The organism is Bradyrhizobium sp. BWA-3-5 (assembly GCF_032917985.1).
Classification (GTDB): Bacteria; Pseudomonadota; Alphaproteobacteria; order Rhizobiales; family Xanthobacteraceae; genus Bradyrhizobium.
Genome location: NZ_CP136626.1, coordinates 4,835,312 through 4,853,974 on the forward strand (window position 1 = coordinate 4,835,312; position 18,663 = coordinate 4,853,974).

At 58.4% G+C, this 18,663-nt stretch carries 15 protein-coding genes and 1 pseudogene; 4 read left to right on the forward strand and 12 right to left on the reverse strand.

The features are described 5' to 3' along the window. Positions 1 to 38: 38 nt before the first annotated feature. The 3 genes from RX331_RS23535 to RX331_RS23545 form a co-directional block, all read right to left on the reverse strand. Positions 39 to 1,919, reverse strand: a complete 1,881-nt coding sequence (locus RX331_RS23535) for an MFS transporter (RefSeq protein WP_317252275.1) — start codon at positions 1,917 to 1,919, stop codon at positions 39 to 41. Next, positions 1,916 to 2,806: an alpha/beta hydrolase gene (locus RX331_RS23540; protein WP_317252276.1), complete on the reverse strand. Its 891-nt coding sequence runs from the start codon at positions 2,804 to 2,806 to the stop codon at positions 1,916 to 1,918. Before RX331_RS23540 ends, RX331_RS23535 begins: the two co-directional genes overlap by 4 nt. A gap of 465 nt (positions 2,807 to 3,271) precedes the next feature. Further along, positions 3,272 to 4,990 carry an outer membrane beta-barrel protein gene (locus RX331_RS23545; RefSeq protein ID WP_317252277.1) on the reverse strand — a complete coding sequence of 573 codons (1,719 nt, stop codon included), beginning with the start codon at positions 4,988 to 4,990 and terminating at the stop codon, positions 3,272 to 3,274. A gap of 906 nt (positions 4,991 to 5,896) precedes the next feature. Between RX331_RS23545 and RX331_RS23550 the strand changes: the two genes are divergently transcribed. Both RX331_RS23550 and RX331_RS23555 read left to right on the forward strand, forming a co-directional pair. Then, on the forward strand, positions 5,897 to 6,115 hold the full coding sequence (locus tag RX331_RS23550) for a hypothetical protein (protein ID WP_317252278.1): 219 nt from the start codon (positions 5,897 to 5,899) through the stop codon (positions 6,113 to 6,115). Positions 6,116 to 6,258: 143 nt separating this feature from the next. Then, complete coding sequence (locus RX331_RS23555) at positions 6,259 to 6,666, forward strand: hypothetical protein (protein ID WP_317252279.1); 408 nt, start codon at positions 6,259 to 6,261, stop codon at positions 6,664 to 6,666. 530 nt (positions 6,667 to 7,196) lie between these two features. Here the strand turns inward: RX331_RS23555 and RX331_RS23560 are convergent. From RX331_RS23560 to RX331_RS38905, 4 genes are all read right to left on the reverse strand, one after another. Next, positions 7,197 to 7,436 carry a DUF938 domain-containing protein gene (locus tag RX331_RS23560; RefSeq protein WP_317258220.1) on the reverse strand — a complete coding sequence of 80 codons (240 nt, stop codon included), beginning with the start codon at positions 7,434 to 7,436 and terminating at the stop codon, positions 7,197 to 7,199. Positions 7,437 to 8,732: 1,296 nt separating this feature from the next. Then, positions 8,733 to 10,016, reverse strand: coding sequence for an amino acid adenylation domain-containing protein (locus RX331_RS23565; protein ID WP_317252280.1), 1,284 nt, complete (start codon positions 10,014 to 10,016; stop codon positions 8,733 to 8,735). 157 nt (positions 10,017 to 10,173) lie between these two features. Beyond that, the gene (locus RX331_RS38900) at positions 10,174 to 10,443 is read right to left on the reverse strand and encodes a cupin domain-containing protein (RefSeq protein ID WP_410708000.1); all 270 of its coding nucleotides are present in this window, start codon (positions 10,441 to 10,443) and stop codon (positions 10,174 to 10,176) included. After that, positions 10,386 to 10,718 (reverse strand): helix-turn-helix domain-containing protein, encoded by a 333-nt coding sequence (locus RX331_RS38905; RefSeq protein ID WP_410708308.1) that lies wholly within the window; start codon positions 10,716 to 10,718, stop codon positions 10,386 to 10,388. The genes RX331_RS38900 and RX331_RS38905 overlap by 58 nt, the downstream gene beginning before the upstream one ends. 1,043 nt (positions 10,719 to 11,761) lie before the next feature. Here RX331_RS38905 and RX331_RS23570 point away from each other — a divergent pair. Further along, positions 11,762 to 11,899: a hypothetical protein gene (locus RX331_RS23570; protein ID WP_317252281.1), complete on the forward strand. Its 138-nt coding sequence runs from the start codon at positions 11,762 to 11,764 to the stop codon at positions 11,897 to 11,899. 76 nt (positions 11,900 to 11,975) lie between these two features. Here the strand turns inward: RX331_RS23570 and RX331_RS23575 are convergent, their stop codons facing one another. From RX331_RS23575 to RX331_RS23590, 4 genes and pseudogenes are all read right to left on the reverse strand, one after another. Further along, on the reverse strand, positions 11,976 to 12,182 hold the full coding sequence (locus RX331_RS23575; RefSeq protein ID WP_317252282.1) for a hypothetical protein: 207 nt from the start codon (positions 12,180 to 12,182) through the stop codon (positions 11,976 to 11,978). Positions 12,183 to 12,410: 228 nt separating this feature from the next. Then, positions 12,411 to 12,683 (reverse strand): hypothetical protein, encoded by a 273-nt coding sequence (locus RX331_RS23580; protein WP_317252283.1) that lies wholly within the window; start codon positions 12,681 to 12,683, stop codon positions 12,411 to 12,413. 804 nt (positions 12,684 to 13,487) lie between these two features. Beyond that, positions 13,488 to 14,729 carry a Fic family protein gene (locus RX331_RS23585; RefSeq protein WP_317252284.1) on the reverse strand — a complete coding sequence of 414 codons (1,242 nt, stop codon included), beginning with the start codon at positions 14,727 to 14,729 and terminating at the stop codon, positions 13,488 to 13,490. 518 nt (positions 14,730 to 15,247) lie between these two features. After that, a pseudogene (locus RX331_RS23590) lies at positions 15,248 to 15,844 on the reverse strand (MFS transporter); the annotation flags it as partial. A 5-nt stretch (positions 15,845 to 15,849) separates the two neighbouring features. On the opposite strand from RX331_RS23590, the gene RX331_RS23595 reads away from it, so the two are divergent. Continuing rightward, complete coding sequence (locus tag RX331_RS23595; RefSeq protein WP_317252285.1) at positions 15,850 to 17,001, forward strand: site-specific integrase; 1,152 nt, start codon at positions 15,850 to 15,852, stop codon at positions 16,999 to 17,001. A gap of 51 nt (positions 17,002 to 17,052) precedes the next feature. On the opposite strand, the gene RX331_RS23600 is transcribed toward RX331_RS23595, so the two are convergent. Next, entirely contained in the window at positions 17,053 to 18,594 is a 1,542-nt protein-coding gene (locus tag RX331_RS23600) for a hypothetical protein (protein WP_317252286.1), read from the reverse strand. Positions 18,595 to 18,663: the final 69 nt, after the last annotated feature.

Sequence of the window (18,663 nt, forward strand, 5' to 3'; positions counted from 1 at the left end):
TCTTGGTAGTACCGCCTCAGTCCGATCTTGCAGAGCTGCTAGGGTCCGCCTTTTCTATCAGCGCCACTTTGGTGTGCTAGAGGCACACTGGCAATAAACCAGAACCATGCTACGAGCTGAACTGAAAGGTTCGCTGCAAAGGCGGTTTGGTATGCAATTTCCGGGTAGTGGCCATCCTGAGGCGTCCAGTGCTGGACCACGAAGCCGATTAGAAACTGGACCACAAACGCGCAACCAATGTGTAAGACGTTGAGCGCCGCATTCGCACGTCCAGAAAGCTCTTTGGGGAAAAACTCGGCCAAAATCGCACAACTAAGGACGGTTGCCGCTCCCACGGCAGCGATGATCATCCACGGAGCGGATGATGGCAGAGGGACTCGCAGGATTACTGCCAGTTGGGCGACGAAAAACACAATTGCGACAAGACCCAAGAGCGCCCGTGGACCTATCCCGTATCGCCGGAGTTTTTGAGCCGCAACCCCTAGAACCAGTGCGCCCGCACTCGCTGCGAGTGCCATGGTAAAGAGATTGCGAAGCAATCCCGACCGGTCTAAGCCCTCCACATCCGAGAACCACTGGGCAGCCCACAATCCCTGCAGCGCCCAGGCCGTACCAATGCAGGTCGCGGACAGCGGCGCCAAACGCCAGAAGCGAGGGTCCGTATAAATCATTCCCACTCCAATGTTGGTCTCCTTCGCTGCCGCCAATGAGCACGTGGCCTTTGGCACGACAATGAAAATTGCAAGCGCGCATCCAAGTGATGCGATGGCCAGGAGTTCAAACAATCCCCGCCAGCCGACCGAAACGAGCAGGTATTCAGCCGGCAAAGTTGCAGTCGCGCCGCCAAGGGCAGCCAGCATGACCATCAGGCCATTGAGCAGTGGGGCCTGCTTGGTGGGAAACCAGAGAACGACAGCTTTCAATCCGGCCATCAATGCTGCGGAAGCGCCAAGACCGATTAACGCCCTACCGAGAAGAAGCAGCAAGAAGTTGTCAGAGACGGCAAATAGCGCTGCGCCGGCGGCTAGTGCCAAAAGCATGACACTCTGGATTTGCCGTGGACCGTATCGGTCCAACAATATTCCGACAGGAATCTGAGCCGCTGCGAAGGTCAGGAAGTATATGGACGTCAGAAGACCGAGGTCATCGGCACCCAGACCAAACTCGTAACTCAGCGGTCCAGCTATCGTCGCATTGATGTTGCGAAAGAGAAAAGAAAGGTAGTAAGCAGCGACGAAAGGCAAGAACGCGCGCAAAATTAGAAGCCAATTTTGGCGGAAGCCTCGCCCTCCCTGTCCCGCCGTCGCACGGCAGGGCCGCAAAAAGAACCCCGATATGCCAAGGCTTGTTTGTTCGGCCCTTAAATCGGGCTCGCGCTTGCACTGTGGCTCTCCGGCAGAACGCGGCGTCTGTCGCTTGTTGCCTGCGGCAGTCGTCGCACTGTACTTCAGTCCCGGGCATGTTGAGCGCGTCAGCGCTTTTTGCTTCACCGATTCTGCTGCAACATGCTCCGGATCAGTCGAATTCACCTGCTCGATTGTTTCCTTGATCAGGGATGTTCCCCGATGGACTCGCCTTGCCACCTGGGCAGCAAATTCGTCGAAACGGGCGAGTCCGAGGGCGCAGGCGTTAGGTTGGTCGGCAGCTGCAAGCGGCGGCGTTACGGCGAGAAGAAATCGAGCCTGCAGCGCAACAGTCTCGCTTACAATTCGCACATCTTGATGTAGCTGCTCGAGGTTTTGGTGTATGGCGTTCAGCCGGCGATCAACTGAGGGCTCCTCGATATCGCGATCGGCGTTGAGGAAATGAGCGAGTGCAGCCTCAATGATCGCCGCTTTGGTCGCTCCCGGGCGTTGCGCTGCGACTGCGAGCTGCGCGGCGACGGGCTCGGAAAGATAGACATTGATGCGGGGCTTCATGGAAGCGCCTCGTCGAAAGTCAGTGGCGCGGCTGTTGACTTCTCGTAGCTCGAGGCGGACTGTTTCCACGGATCGAAATGACCCCAGCTTCCTCCCTCGACGGCACTGAAGAAACCCTCAACCTGCGCGTTGAACGCCGCAGGTTCTTCGAGATTGACGGCGTGGCCGGTATTGGGGCACACCCAAATGCCGGCGCCGGGAATCGTGGATTTGAGCATCAAGCTGGTTTCAAGACATGGCTTGTCTTCGTCGCCGACTGCGAGCAGAACCGGTACCGGCATCTGTGAAAATTGATCCTGGAAGTCGTACAAGGACGGCCGCACGGCTTGGCACTGGAGCAGAGTATTGGACATCCCGCGTGCAGAATGCTGCTTGAGCCGCTCTACGAACTCCTGCCAGCCCTTCGGATCCTTGTGCTTCAGTCGAATGCGCGTGGAGTGGCCCGCCATTTTCTCGGCCATGGCATCGATACCTCTTGCCGCCAATGTGCGCGCCAGAGCCCTCGCGTTTCTCGACCAACTTTCACGGTCCGACGCTGGAGATCCTAACCCTGCTCCGGCTGCAACGATCGCACTGACCCCTTCGCGGTGCCACAAACCAAATAGCAGGGCTGCATATGCACCCATGCTCGATCCAACCACGTGGGCTCGAGCGATCGACAGACCGCGCATAACGGCGTCAATGTCGTGGACGGCGGATTCCCAACCGTATGCTGCTTGAGCATCAGGAGCGTCGCTCGGGGGATATCCCCGTGCATTGTAGGCGATGCATCTATAGCTACGGGAAAAATAACGGATTTGTGCTTCCCAGCTGTGCAGGTCCGATTCAAATTCATGAACGAAAATGATTGGATAGCCCCTACCGTACTCCTCGAAGTAGAGCTTCATTCCACCAGACGCGATAAAAGGCATCACCACCGCCGATCTTTTGGAGCGTCGGCAGGCGCGCCGCGCATCGGGCAGCGTTATGGCCGAGCAGCTACAAAAACGGAGGTGTCGATTATCAATGATCCGGTTTCGACACCCCCACTTTTCGTATCGCCGCGAGATGAAGCTTTGCAATGATCAGGAGTTGGCTGGCTCCGGTGGAGAAATCGACCTCCGAATGGCGAGATAGTGACATGTCAAGGCCTGGCGGTGCTCTGACATCAAAGATCGCCTTGGAATGACGTTGCACCAGTGGCGCGGCGCCTGGCCCTCACCTTCGGCAAACCGATGCAAGCTTTCGGCTTGAATAGGCCAAAAGCTTGCAGCTTTTTCCTGGCATACATCCGACGTAGCCACAGGGCCGAGCTTTCGCCCTTGTACAGTCGCAGCTTTCCCCAGCTTAAATCGACAAGCCAGCAGGTTTAGTCAAAACTTGTAGGAAGCCTGGAAGAACGTGCCCCATCGCTCCATGCTGTACTTCGCAAGAGATCGGTCCTGAATTTGGGTACCCGTGCCGCCGCAGCAGTTGTAAGTGGCACCGCTGTCCTTTTTGGTCCACACTGCCCAATACCGGGCACCGATGCCAACGCTGAGATTCTCAGTGAGGAAGTAGGATAAAATTCCTTCCACCTGGACGCCCCCGCCGCCGTCCCCGCGATGATCGTAGAAAGTTGTTTCCTCGCGAAGGAGGTGGTGGTCACGACCACTGAATTCGGTCCAGGGCAAGTAAGCAACGTCGGCGCTCACACGCCAGCGCTCGAGCAATGCGGTCTCGGCGCTAAGGCCGATGCGCGGCGCGTTCCAATCGGTGTCTTGGCTGCCAATGAGCCTTCTGTCATTCGGCGTCAAGCATGGATACGGCGAGACGGTCTGCACGCATCCTACCGAGTCGGACTTCTGGCCGTAATAGGTCCATCCTACAAATGCGCCCACCTTGTAGGTGCTGCTGCGCAGGAAATCGTAACCGGCATCGGCCGTGTAGTACATGAATTTTCCGTTCGCCTGGCCTGATATTGTGTTGCTATAGGCCTCGCCGCCGTTGCTCGAATCTTCGTCGTTCATCTTTCCTTTGTCGAAGCGCCCGATTCCAATATTGCTCTTCAGGAATATTCCCCAGGGACTGTCAAGACGTCCGAACAATTCGCCGGAAATGCCGTCCAGCCCGTGATACGTGAGCCTAGAATTAGGAATCCCGGTGTCTCCAGGCATCACAGGCGCAATGATGTAGTCCCATTGGAATTTTCCCCGACTGAGCCAGAGCCGTGAGCCGCCTTCGAGCGACCAATCGCGTGGATATGCAAAAGGCGCCGCTTTGGCGGTCGCACCTGTCGGGTACAGCGGCGGATCGGACCGTTCCGGCGCCGTAGGATCGGCGCCAAAATGGTAGTTCAGCCCGACCTTTCCGACGTGATAATTGCTGGATAAGCTGCTTGTGTTGGCTGGGACGATTGCGTAAGGCGGAAACTGCACGGTCGGAGGGGTCGCCACACCCGGCCCGGCAAACCGCATATAGTCGTACTCGAATTTGACGGACCAAGCGGGCGTGAGCGCTTGCTCGATGCCGAGGCCAACGGTCCCACCGAAACGACTGTAATCGAAGTGCCTTACCTCGCGTGGAAAGCCGGGAAAGTCATCTTCCCGAAATTCGTTGTTATTGGCGATTTCGCCGCGATTGTTTTGCCAGGCAACGCCTCCTTTGACGTAGACCAGCGTGTGGCTCTGCGGGCCAACCGCGTAACCAATACGGGCGGTCCCTGTGACAAAGACGTTTGGACTTGCCGTGCAGGTCGCGATCACGACATTGCCGGAGAAGGCAAGACAGGTGTTTGTACCGTCCGAGACGGCGCCACTGGCATCCAGCTCGAGGCCAAAAACCCAGCGGTCCTTCTGCCAATTGTAGCCGACCTGACCTCCCGCGAGGAACACAGGGGTTTCGACGACGTCGCCGTAAATTGACGGACCGTAAGGATCACTGAACGAAGTCAGGCCGGAGCCCCCGCCGACTTGGCCGCCGATATATCCTCCGGTCCAGCGCCACAGTACCGGTGGGGCTTTTACTGCCGGCCCGAGATCCGCCGAATGGACAGCACCGCTTACAACGACCGCAGCTGTTGCGGCTCCCCAAAAGAGACGTTCAGATCGCATATCACCTCACAACCACGCAAACGCGCGCCATCTTGCAACGGGCCGAATGGCCGGCGTTGTTGGCGCCGCTTCATTGCCGCTTGTGGTGTGCAGGAGCTGGGCCAGCGGATGCGACGCGCATTGCCTGCGGCTTTTCGCGGGCGGTGTCGTCTTTGCAACAAGACCGGTTGTTTTTGGAACAAGCCGCGCGTCTGATGTCGAACACAAAACGCATGGCTATACGCCGGCGTTTCCAGCGGATCGAACAGGTGAATTCTTGTGAAGAGGTTCGTCTCTTGCTCCGGTCCCGCACAATCATGTAATGAAACTAAGTGCGCTGAGATAGTTGTGAACCACGCGCCCTTCGGAGAGTAGGTCAATGTACGAATGATTTCTGGAAAAGACTTTCCGTGAAGATCCTGCCAGCGGTTAGGCTGTGCCAGTGGGCGCGGCGGAGCTGCTGCACGGCGGCAGATCATGAAATCGGTCTCATCGATGAGCGGGTATAGCACGGCAATCCACTCACCCCATTTGCACAGAATGTCAGCGACTTACCGAACCTGCCGGAGGGCACGCACGAGCTTCGCATCGCTCACGCGAACCTACAGCCCATCTGCGCCGCTCTCGCGCGCCGGATTTTTAGCCGCGCTAAACGCCTCGCACTGCGCTGCGCGAAACGCTTCAGGTACGTCGCTCCTTCGGATGCCTTGGCCGATGCCGTCAAGATCGCCCGCGCATTTTATGGCCGCTACATCGCTCATCCGCGGAAATCCTATTGTTGGTACGTTACGTACGAAAGTGGTGCAGCAAGGACACATGTGATGTGTCGCGCAGACACATACTCTTAAATCGATCTCCGGATTACCTATTCTCTAAAGAACCGTAATGCAGGCGAGCCTTGAACCTGTTCCGAATGCGAGTCCGCCGATGATCAGCGAGAATTTGGCAGCCATGCGCACCCATCGCAACCGCATCCACTGCTATCGCCGTTTGCTTGAAGCCCAGCTGACTAAGCCTGAGCGCCAATATCTCGAGACACGCCTTTCTGAAGAGCTTTGTGCTTTCGAGGATCTAAAGGCCGCTATCTTTCCGCTAGTTTTCACAATCTCAGACCCGCCTGCCCGAAACCCTCCCGTTGCAGCCTGAGCAAAGGTTCTATCATATCTCCAAGGTGGCGCGACTTCCCGTGGTTCGAACAACAGACTGCTTTTCACGCGCAATCGCACAAGTCTTAGTGCCAACCGAGCTGATCATCTGCTTTTGTGAACACCGAGGGAGAGGGTTCCCCATTGCTTAAAAACGGCATCTATGCGGCGTGGTTCAAGACGCCACTCGGCCAAGACACCGGCATCCTCCATGTGGAAGACGGCAAGATCTGGGGTCATGATAGCGTGATGACTTACAGCGGCTCTTGCGAAGTCGATGGAGATCGATTTACCGCGACTGTCACGACAAACCGGCATACCGAAGGGCAGCCAACGGTCTTCGGCGACGATCAAGAACCAGAGCTAAATCTCGTGGGAACATGCTCCGGAAAGTTTGCCACTTACGTTGGCAAGGCGGAGCAGTTTCCAGGAGTGCCCCTTGAGGGAACGCTTATTTTCAGCGAACAACAGCCGTCCGCGCCGGAGCCGAGCGGGCCGATGCCAAAGTTCGATCCTGATAAACTCTCGAAATTGGCGAAGCTCTCCCGCTGATTAATTAGTTTGTACCGCGAGCGGGCGTCACTATCGTCCGCACCGTACGATGGATTGACCCGTCGGTTCATTGAAGGCCTTCGTCAATGCGTCGCCTCCACCTTCGGGGACACGCCATCCAGCTGAGCTACGAGTGCACTCCGCCGGCCGAGCCATACACTTGAAGCGGCTCCGTTGCCGTTTGGCATCTAAAGAGCAGAATGAAATTATGGGCCGGCAAATCTAATTGCCGTTTGGGCGCCAGCCCATGCTTGCCAGCTCCCTTTTCAAGGTCCCGCACCTCCTTGCGGCCTCATTCGGCCACGCCGGCCACCCGGATCTCCCTGTCAAACGCTTCGTTCGATGGCGTGGTGTTTTTCCAAAGAGACCATAGATTGCAATGAAGCCAGATGGTTTTGAGAGCTTTGCACCAAGCGCCGCAATGCCATCGGCGATGAGATAGGGGCAACTTGGAAGAGGTTTGATGACGAAGATGACGTCGTAGAGCCGGTCATCGGTATCCGGCCAGCTGGCGGGGGCGGTGAGATCGATTAGAACGGGATCACAAACGTTGTTGTTACCACCTTCGGCACGGTTGTTTTCGATGATCTCGAAGACATCTTGGTTGTAGCCGGAGTGCTGAAACGAACGCCGGGAACATGCGGCGCGAAGTAATTGACACGCAATCCGGAACCAGTCGCCGCCTCAAGCGCGTTACCCTCCTCAGGAAAGATCTCCTCGAACGTTTTTAGGATCGCGTCCCTATTGCGGTTTCCCCGCCCAGGCGACATAAGGGCTAAGCGGATGCGGGTCAATATTGGGTCTGGCGCCGGACATTCGGATAATCCTTCTTCCGCGGTGAAGCCATTGGGTAGCCGCTACGAGTCCTCAATTCTGAGTCAGCAGGCGCATGCGTTGCGGATCGGCATCCATTATCGGCAAATGCCTCAGCGGCAGCTGGTGCGCGCAAGGCATGATGTGCCAGCCATAGCTTCTCGGCGGCGTGAGCGCTGCGGCGCGACGTCCCGAATAGCCAGGATGTTCCGATGCCCATTCAAAATGCGGCAGGGTCAGAGTAAACGGACAGCTGACCTCCATCGCCGACGGAGGACCATCGCCCCGGATTTCGCTTGGCAAATCGGCCCTCAAACCTGAATTTGTTTCATAGTCTTTCGGCCATCTTCCCTCGCGTAGGAGAGCGGTGCAGGATTTGGGCCATCGCGATCCAGAGGAGCGCTCCCTGGCCTCTCGAGCCCAAATGTCACTTTGCCAGCAACTTGGCAGGCTGCAGTCATCAGGAATGTATGTCCTCAGAAAGAGCGCGCGCGAGGCGGGCAAAAAGGATCCGCACGTTTCCAAAAAGCCGCCCGGTACGCCTCACGATGCGCATTGGCCAGGCTCTTGCTGCAAGCGCTGCCATGGCGATTCCCGTAACTCTTCAGACGACGAGCCGACGAACGAGTCCGCCGTTCAGCTCGGATGGATACAGAATGCGCTAGCGCTCAATTTACTGCGCGGCTGTGGAACTGACGCTTTTCATTAAGCACGCGCAGCGCTTGAGCTGCATGTTCAATGATAACCGACCTCGATCAGGAGAAAGACTCTTTCGATGACGAGCGCAGAGAAACATGTCGCCGGATGATGTGCGCGAAAGCCCGGCTGGCAGTCAAGACGGCCAAGCGAACGCAAATATTTGATGAATTTCGCCGTTATACGGCAACATAAGCAGGAACACTGGCGAATACGGCATCGCGAAAGGCAGTCGTTTGGATTTTGCTGTTCGGCAACGCATTCGCGCGCCGCCTTCTCTGTGTTTCAAGTTTAGTTGAAAGTAGCAGCGTCTTCCAAAACACCAACGAAGGACAAACAGCCTACGCCCGCCGATTACGTCAGCGCTAACATTCTTATGCGATTGAACTACTTTTTGCCTCGAACGCGAAACGAGTGCCTGATTTGTCGCGGCATCGATATGGCGGCATATACCGACCTCACGTGGTAAGATGCTTCTCGTCGGTGCGATCCTAACGCGCCACCAGATCGTGTCGCACACGACGCATGCCAACGAGCTGCGTCGCAATCTCGCCAGGCTAGGTCCGGAAGTCGCGGATCTTCACCTGGTTGTCGTTGCGGCCCAAAAACTCCAGATTGCCGTCCGGTAAATAGCGCGCAAGATCATCGGTCCGGAACATCCGCGCGCCGGGATCGCCGCTGAACGGATCGGCCACAAACCGCTCCGCCGTCAGCTCGGGTCGGTTCAGATAGCCACGCGCGATTCCCGCGCCCCCAATGTGAAGTTCCCCAACCGCCCCAAACGGAACGGGCTCACCATGACCGTCAAGCAGGTAAATCCGTGTGTTCGAGATTGGCCGGCCAATGGGAGGCAACTGGGGCCAGCGTGATGGGTCGGCCGCGAGACTGTGCTCCGTGACTACGTGGGTTTCTGCGGGGCCATACTGATTTATTAACCTCACCCTGGGGTGCACTTCGAAGAACGATCTAAGCATTCGGGTGGTCAGCAATTGCGCACGCGCTGCATAGATCTCTCTCAAAGAAGGCAGCAGCACTCCTTGGGCGCCCCAGACTTCCGCAAAATGGTTCAGCGCTCCGAATGGGAGGAAAAGTCGTTCTATCGCTTCAGTCCACGCAAATTCTAGCAGTCCGGTGAAATCTGCAATGGTCGTTTCCCGCGCGAGCACGAGCACGCCACCGTCCCTCCAACAACTGAACAGTTCCTGGAACGAGACGTTGATGTTCAGGGTCGTGAATTGAAGTGTGCGTCGCTTTGGCGCTCCTAACACTGGCGAGGACCTGATCAAATTCAAAAGCGTGCTGTGAGGCATTTCGACGCCCTTTGGCGTGCCGGTAGATCCCGAGGTGTAGATCACATAAGCGAGATGGCTCGAGGTCAAGCCGAGGGTGCGCGGATCCGGATCAGACGCCGGTAGATTTGCCCAACTCGGCCTCGTCGTATCGAGATCGACTACCGTCACATCGACCAGCGCATCGGAGCCAAGCGTGGATCTTCCCGCAGCATCTGCCAGCAACAGCCGCGGGGCCGCATCCGCAAGAACCTGCCGCAGCCGCCCGGACGGATAGGCCGGATCCAGCGGCAGATACGCGCCACCCGCCTTCAGGATCGCCAGCAGCCCGACCACCATCGCGGGGCTGCGCTCCAAGCAGATCGCGACAGGCCGATCCGGCCTCGCCCCCAGCGCGATCAGATGATGCGCCAGCCGGTTCGCCCTTGCATTGAGCTCGCCATAGCTCAGGCACGCGTGCTCGTAGGCCACCGCCACCGCGTCCGGCGCCTTGCGCACCTGGGCCTCAAATAGCTCATGGATGCACCGTTCCGAAAGATAGGGCGCTGCCATCGGGTTCAGCTCCTCAGCAGATACGCGCGCTCATTGGACGACAGCAGCCCAATTCGTTCAGCGGATGCTGCGCATTAGCGACCAGCACACAACAGCGTTTGCAAATACTGTGCTTTTGTACACGTGTATTCACCGCAGGTTCTCGGCCGTCCTACAATCATTCTGCGTATACGATCATCGTGATGAACTGGATGTGATCGTCTAACAGCTGTTCCGGGGCATGAAGAATATTGCCAGAGAATGTGAATGCATCACCTGGCTCGACCAGAAATGTTTTGTCACCAAAACGATACTGCATCCTACCGCTCAGCATATAAATAAACTCTATCCCGGGATGCTGAAAGCGCGGATAGCTCTTTCTCTTCTTGTCTATGTTAACGAGGAAGGATTCGAAAACCCTGCGCGGTCCCTTGTGATAGGAGAGCAAACAAGGTGTGCCCCTGTCTGGTACCTGAGCACAACCTCCAATTGATCAGAGGCCTTGATGAGTCGTGCCTCGCCCCTCGTTTGCTCGACCTCACTGAATAAGGTCGAAAGATCAGTACCTAACCGAGCGCAAATTCGTTCAAGCAGCGCGAAGCTTGCGGTAGATCGGCCCGTCTCAAAGCGACTGAGCATCGGGACTGAGATACATGCTGCCGATGCAACATCGCCAAGCGCAAGCCCTCGCTCGAGCCGGGCGCGACGAATAGCAGCGCCCATTCTCTTTTCGATCGACGGTTTCTCAGTCGCCGCAGCAGCAGTGAGAAACCTCTCCGGCGCGCGTCCTTTTTTTAGCTTACTTTGGCGCCACTGATTGGCGTGCTTGACCTTACCCAATTCGGCGTCTCGCTTTACAAGATGACGTTCTAGAGCGTCCTTGCGCTTAGCAACGGTAGTTTATCGGCATTGTCTCCTCGCGGGTCTTCACCGCCACCGGGCCAGTGCTCTCAGCCTGATGAACGCGTCGCGCCAACTTGACGGGAAGCCAAGATGCGCCCATCGAACTTTCATAATCAGCAGTGCTCGCGCAAAGGCCTGGAAGAGGCTTGTCTGGCCTGCGTTGTCAGGTTCGATATCACCTCGCCCACTTCCTTAGGTCAATGCGCTACGCGCAAACAGCACGAATCGCTGCTATTCCCGCGCGGTCACCTACAAAGATAGAATCGTTCTCTCTAGACGTCGGATTGCATGATTATCCCTCTCTCCAAACAGAATCGGTCGCGACCGCAACAAATTGCCGGTGTGCGTGGAGAAGCTTAGAACCCAAAAATCTCAGTGCTACGCAGCCTCGCGATTCCATCATCTACAACTCCGGACTGGGGCCGGCCTTGCCGTACTGCCAGAGCGCCGTGCAGGATTTGGGCCACTGCGGTGCTGAGTAACATCCGGCAGTTTTTCAAGCGCAATGTCGCATTCGCTACAGTTGGCGAGTTCTAGATCGAGGTGCGTTTGCTTTCGGACGAATGAGCGCGCGCAGACCAAAGCAAGGACGACTCTGTGCAAGGCGCCCGGCCCCCGGTGTTGGTCCACTTTAAGAACGACTCGTTCGGGCTATAAGAGCGACTCGAATCCGGGCTTTAAGAACGACTCGATCTCGTAAATCGATGCCCGATCAGGGCAAATCGGCGGCAGGACTGGAAGCCGAACATTAACGCCGCGAAGATTTCGCCGTGAGTAGGATAATAGGTACTTCGCGTATCGCAAGCGATCCGTGACAGGCAGCAGCCCTGCCTGTTGAGAAACGCCAGCGCTATCGTGCTGAAGTGGCGCTGGTGCTGCTGGTGCTGGCGCTGCCGTTGATGCTGCCGGTGATCGTGCCGGCGCCGATGATCGTCGACATGTCGATGAGCAGCAGCGGCATCATGCTGATCATGATCGCGCCGATGATCGGCGCCGGCTGATGACGTCGGCGATGATCTCGGAGGTCGCCACCATGTGGATCATGCCGGTGACGATGACCCGCGCGGCCGCCATCGTTTACCGGCCGTTGGCCCAGCCGTCGTCCAAGCTTCCCAACAACTGGTGTAGTGCCCGGTCGTCCGTCTCGCCCTCCGCGCGTTGGACGTCGCGGTCCAACTGGTAGACCAGGTCGGCCAGATCGCCGTCATTCAGCGAGGGGACCAAATCGAACGCCTCGCCTTCGATTACCAGCAGCGGGACGCCTTCCTCGCCGTACAGCTTCAAGGCTTCTGCGGTCTGCTTCGGGAGCCAGCGTTGGTAGTCCGAGAGCGGGACACGGAACGAGCCATCATATTTCCGGAGGTCAAACGTCTGCTCAACAAGCTTTGGTAATCTTCGTCCCACTGAGCTCGAGATCGGGCCTGACGAGCTTGTTCATAAATGGCACGCCTGGCTTCGCGAAGCGCATCGAGTTCGGCCGCCGACGCGTTGCTGGCGAAGGCGAACTCTCCATTAGCGGTCCAGGAAACCGCGCTTCTCGGAAAGACGTCCCTTGTAGCCTTTCTCGATCGCGCACGCCTGCCGGACATCGACGGCGGTACGCGATGACAAACCGCGGAGAACCTGCGAGGACACATTCTTCACGCTCAGCGGATGGTAAGCCAGAACGGAATGCAGCCCGGCGTCGTGGATGGCGGTCGACCAGTTTCGATGAACCCGTATGACGTTTCGGTTGAACATCACGCAAGCGTCTTGATGCTCGTCGACGACCTGCACACCACCCATTCCTGGGCTCTGGGCGGCATCACCTGCCTCACCAGCGCCGCAAGCCCTTCATCCGCCAGTACCGGCATCGCAGTTTCCCCTCGTCAATGCCGGTTCTGCTCCCGGCTTGCCTACTAAAATTTTAAGGCGAGACGCCGCCGGCGATACCGACTCCTCGGTTCTTCCTCAACGAATCCTTGGAATTTCGACGAAGCCGCCGTTTGGAAGGCAACCCATTCTTTCCGATGAAGCGAAGCCGTCGTCGCCTAGCATCGCGGCCTTTCAAATCGTAACGATCAGCGGCGGCTCTCGTTCACCTGCGCTGACCGATCATCGAAGCACACGCGGATCTTCTCCCGCGCACGAAGAAACTCAGCGACGGCGATGAGCCTGTTGGGCTCGTCGAGAAAGGAAGTGCGCCGTGTCCTCGGCACGATCGGGCGCTTGCAGGCAGAAACTGCCTTATCGGGACTGCGATGTAGTCGTCTCCGGGAGCGAAGATCCGTCCACCCCAGCCACTCTCAGTTGCATCGACGGCGATACCGGCACGTTCGTCGGCACCGCACGGATAGCGGATCATCGAGACGATCGTTCGATCATGGACGAGGAAGTGGCGCGCATGATCGGCGGAACGTACCGGTTGGCGTCGATCGCTGTGGGCCTGGAAATGGACCTGCTCATCCGGCGGACGTGGCGCGTGTCAGACAAGCTGAGACTTCGCCGTCGGCTATGTCGTCAGCGGTACCGCCCCCGGACCTGGAGGGATAAGAACCCAGGGGACGCTCGCTTGCAGTCGCCTCAGTACCGTGCCGGCGGCTAACGAGATCACGGGCCCTTCGGGCCAAACGAGACCTCGTCGAGATCGTCGTCGTCCGCATCGATCTCGGCAAAGATAGGCTCTTCGCCGAACGGACGGTTGATGATGGCGAGAGCTTCGGGAGCGGCGTAGATCCGGTTTCGCGCATAGCCGGTCCTCTCCTGCAGAATGCCGACTTCCTGCAATTGCGCGATGGCCTGATTTACTTGCGCAGGCGACACATCGAGCAGTTGGCCGAGCCGCTTCGCCGTCACGACCGGATAGTTGTGAAGTTCATCCAGGGCGCGGATGGCCGCGGATCCCTTGCGGAATTTTCGGCGCGCCCTCCAGCGCTCTGACAATTCCGACAGTGCCGTCCGAGTGCGGATGAGTTCTTCGACAGTACCGGTGACGGCGTCGGCCATGAAGGTGATGATCGGCTCCCAGTCGAGCCGCTGTTGAGCGTCCTTGAGCAAGGCGTAGTACGTGCCCTTTTTGCTTTCGATGTAAGGCGAAAGGTACAGAGGCACGTGCTTCTCCGCCGCCATCATGAGCGGAAGCAGAAGGCGGCCGACGCGTCCGTTGCCATCGCGGAACGGGTGTACCGCCTCGAAATGGGTGTGCGCGATCGCCATGCGCGTGATGAACCCTTGCGTCATCTGCTGCATGCCCTCGTTCCGCAGGTAGTCCACCGTTTGGGCGAGGCAGTCGGGGACGGCATCAGGGGGTGGAGGATTCAGGCTGGAATATGCGATGTCTTTGTTTCCGCCGATCCATACGACGCGCGTACGGAGGTCGCCGGGCACGTCCTGATAGTCGGGATCGTCTTTCATCACGGCGCGATGGAGATCCTTGATCAGGTCCATGGTGAAGACGCTGTAGCCGTCCTTGGCGGCTCTCGGGATGAATCCGTCCAGGGCAACGGCGTAGTTGCGGACTTGGCGCGCTTCGTCCCGTGCTCCGTCGTCGCCCGTCTCTTCGACGGAAAGCAGTTCGTCGAGAGTGCTCTGGGTACCTTCGATCGACGAGGAACTGACTGCCTCCCGTCTGGTAAGGACACGGCTGACGATGTAGGGGTCCTTCATCTCGGCGCCAATAGCGTTGACCTTGCCGAAGGCTGCTTGAGCGGCTTCCAAGGCTTTCATCGCCCCGCCGACGAACACGCCGTCCTCCGGGGGTGCCGGCGGGACGATCCCGTAGTGAGAATCGTAGGGCGGCGGAAGCCGCTTCAGGGTCTGGCGGATCGTATGGCTGAGATCGCTGCGCTTCATGGGAACCCAAAATAAGAGGCCATTTGGTGCAGTATATTTTTGGTTCCTGCGAAAAGCCATAGCAGAGAGCGATCTCGGGGCGGCTTATTTTGGCTTTCAGGGGCGAGACTTGCGGTCCAGCGTTAGGTTCCGTTAACCATGCGCCCGGGAGACGGGGATCGGCGTCCCTTCAAAGCCGGGCGATCCGCCCCGCCTGTTCCTCGGCCGGGGGATGCAGCACCAAGCCCATCCTCCGCGGGGACTCCGCGGACCGCTTGTTTCGTTGGCCATGTTGACCGGGACCGCCATGACCGGCCGCTCTCGTCGGCAAAAACGGCCCGCCGGACGCCTTCCAGAACAAAGCGCTCACCGGCAACGGTCGCCGAGCGCTCCAGGTGGTCACGTTGATGACCATCCGGTCTCGGCGTCGAGCAGCAGCGGGTCCGGGTGATGAGAGCCAAGTCGGTCGCGGGAAAGGTGCGGCACCCGTTCTTCGAGCTTTGAGAATACTTCTGGCGACGCCAGCGGCACTGCAGATTTTACTCTTCCGCAGCGACCACGTCCTCCGCTTTACGTCGACCGCCAAGTAGCATTAACGCGGCCAGGGCGGAAAGACTGAGACCGGCCGATACCATGACGACGCCTCGGCCGAGCGGCTCGATCAACAGCCCGAACCCCAGCGGGGCCAGCGCCTGAGCGATGCGCGAAGGCGCTCCGATGAGCCCAAGCCGATAGGCATAGTTCTCCGGCCCGAAGATGGCCAGCGGCAGCGTTCCGCGCGCGATTGTGAGAATGCCGTTGCCGGCGCCGTGCAGCAGGGCGAAGGCCGCTGCGGCGCCGCCGCCGAACACCCCGATGACGCAGGCGCCGATCGGATGGGTGATGCAGGCCAGCCGGGTCGAGACCAGCGGGTGGAAGCGCCCCAGCACGCTGGCCTCCATGACGCGGGCGGCGACCTGGGCGGGACCGATCATCATCCCCGCGAAAACGGCCTGCGCCGGTGTCGCGCCGAAGGCTTCCACGATGCGCGGCAGGTGTGCAGACATCGCCGAGGTCACGGTCCAGGCGGCTGCGAACGCGAACGACTGAAGCACCATGGTGCGGTCCATCGGGATGTGCGGCTCGACGGTGGGTCCGGCCGTTGTCGCTGGTTGCTGCGCCCCGGGGCAGCACCATTGCTCGCAAGCGCAAAGACGGTTCCACCGGCTATCACGCGCAGGTCACCATTAAGCGCGGCGGGGAGATCGTCCACCGCGAGACGAGGACCTTCGATCGCAGGCAAGCTGCTTCCGCGTGGATGGAGAAGCGAGAGACAGAACTTGCGAAGCCAGGCGCACTCGAGCGGCAGAACATGCCGGACCCGAAGCTGTCCGCAGTGATCGATCGCTACATTGAGGAATCGATCAAGGAAATCGGCCGAACCAAAGCTCAGGTACTCGCGACCATCAAGGACTATGACATAGCGGATCTCAAGTGCAGCGAGGTCACGAGTGAGCAGCTAGTCTCCTTCGCCAAAAAATTGCCGGTTCAGCCCCAAACGGTGGGAAACTACTTCAGCCACCTCGGCTCAATCTTCACCATTGCACGGCCGGCCTGGGGCTATCCGTTAGACTCACAAGCGATGGACGATGCACTGGTGGTGACGAGAAACCTCGGCCTTACTTCGAAAAGCAAGGAGCGCGATCGTCGACCAACTTTGGCCGAATTGGACCTCCTCATGCATCATTTCGGCAAGGTCAAAATTCATCGGCCTCGGTCCGCGCCGATGCAGCAGATTATCGTGTTCGCTATCTATAGCACCCGGCGGCAGGAAGAGATCACGCGGATCGAATGGACGGATTTTGAAGCCGCAGCGCCACCCATACATCCAGATGCTCGTGTTCTCATTCGCGACATGAAGCATCCAGGCGACAAGCAGGGGAATGACGTATTCTGCGATCTGCCGCCTGAAGCGACTGCAGTTATCGAAAGCATGCCACGCGTCGCGAAGCAAATATTCCCCTACTCCGTAGACGCAATTGGTGCTGCGTTCACGCGTGCTTGCAGATTCCTGGGCATTGATGATTTGCACTTCCACGATTTGAGGCACGACGGGATTTCGCGCCTGTTTGAAATGGGCAAAACAATACCTCAAGCCGCAAGCGTTTCGGGTCACCGGAGCTGGAGCAGCTTGAAGCGATATAGTCACCTGCGCCAGACTGGCGATAAATTCGCCAATTGGAAATGGCTTCCAGTCGTGGCGTGTGCAAGAGCCGAAGCGTCAGCGCCGGTTTCGGCCAGCGTTGGCGAATGAGTATCGCCAACGCTGAACCCGCGGTATGCAATTCGAAACAGTTACCCAGCACTAGTCTTCTGCTTCGGCGGCGGCCTTCCAGGCACCATCATCTTCCATCTGACGGGAAAGACGCTGGACCACACAAATCAATTCAACGAGTCGAAGACCGTCAATCGGGCGGATGTGCATGGTCGGTCGCCGGGCGGCGACGAGCTTCTGCATGTCGTGATCAAACTCTTTCAAGTTTATGAAGGTGTCGCCGAAAACCTCATCCCAATTTCTGCGGCCCTGGACGATAGATGACAGATGACCGAGTTCTGTATAATTGATCAGTGGCATCGAGGCCTCTCCGCGCTCGAGAGCCTGTCTGCGAATGCGCTTGGCATCGCCGGCGACGTTGCCGTCGACGCGCAATTTGAACCAGTCAGGACCGAACTTCTCTGATAGTTTGCGTGTAATATAGGCTCTTAGCTCTACCTCGAAGCGTTCGAGCACCCTGTACGCGTCGTGTCGCGTACCGCGCGAGCGGATTGTCATTGAGACATCACCGAAGCCAATGACGGCGACCGTATCCGTGTCAGAGCGGACGCCGCTGGTAAGACCGCTATCGACTACGACCTCGACCGCGACCGCGAGATCCGCTCGAGCCAGACCCGGATCAACGCTAGCGGCATCGTACATGCGCCGACGGACCCGAGCGTCCCGCCAGAAATTTTCGGGTAGATCGGGGCGCGTGCGCCATTCGCCGAACAGGGACTGATATGCCTCGCGCCAGGCAGATGTTTGCGGACCGATCATATCTGTGACGCCCGCGAACGCAGACATCTTGAACCTGGTCGATTCAAGGCTGGCGCTCAGGCTCTGATCAAGTCCGAGCACGGCGCTCAAGCTCTGTTGGTCCAGGCCGACGGATCCGATCGAATCGTGCAGACGCGTGACTTCGGCCGTAAGGTTTGGAAGTGCGGGATAGAGCTTGCTGATATCAGCGACTTCGATTCTGCCGAGAGTGCTCGCCCACTGGCTCATACGGGCGATGTCGCCAGCGGTCCCGGCGAGCGATGCTACGAGCGATTTTTGCTGCTCGATCGCATTCATCGCGTTCGCGAACCCTCCGTGGGCATTCCCAAAATCGGCAAATACCCTTCGCGCTTCATTGATGGCGACAGCAAACTCCGGCGGAATTGCGATCGGCTTGATCTTCGCGATCGCGTCTGCGAATGGCGATTCGACATGAAGCTGCTTAACCCCGGCAAGCATGTCGGCAACACCTGGATCTATTGTGATCCCGGCGAGTGTCTTTGCTGTAGACGCCATCGTGGTCAGCTCCGCGCTCGAAGGCAACCCGATCCCGCGAGCTAACTTAGCGGTCGATTCCACGTCTCGGAGGATTGCCGCACCCGGAGACCCAGCCAGGTCGCGCGCAAGCTTGGCTGCAGGGGACGCAGCATATTCCTCCAGCAGCTTGGCGGCCGGTGAGGTCGCGATTTCGCGAGCTAACTGTACGCTTGGCGAGTTAGCCAGCTCGCTCATCAATTTCTGCGAGGGAGAATTCTGGAACTCGCGGAGCAGAGCCGCTGCGGGATCTTCGGGAGGGTCGGCAGGATCTGACATTGTCGACTCGCCATTTGCCAGTCAAAACAGCGGTCGTCCGCCGCGCGACTACAATATAGCGCGGGAACT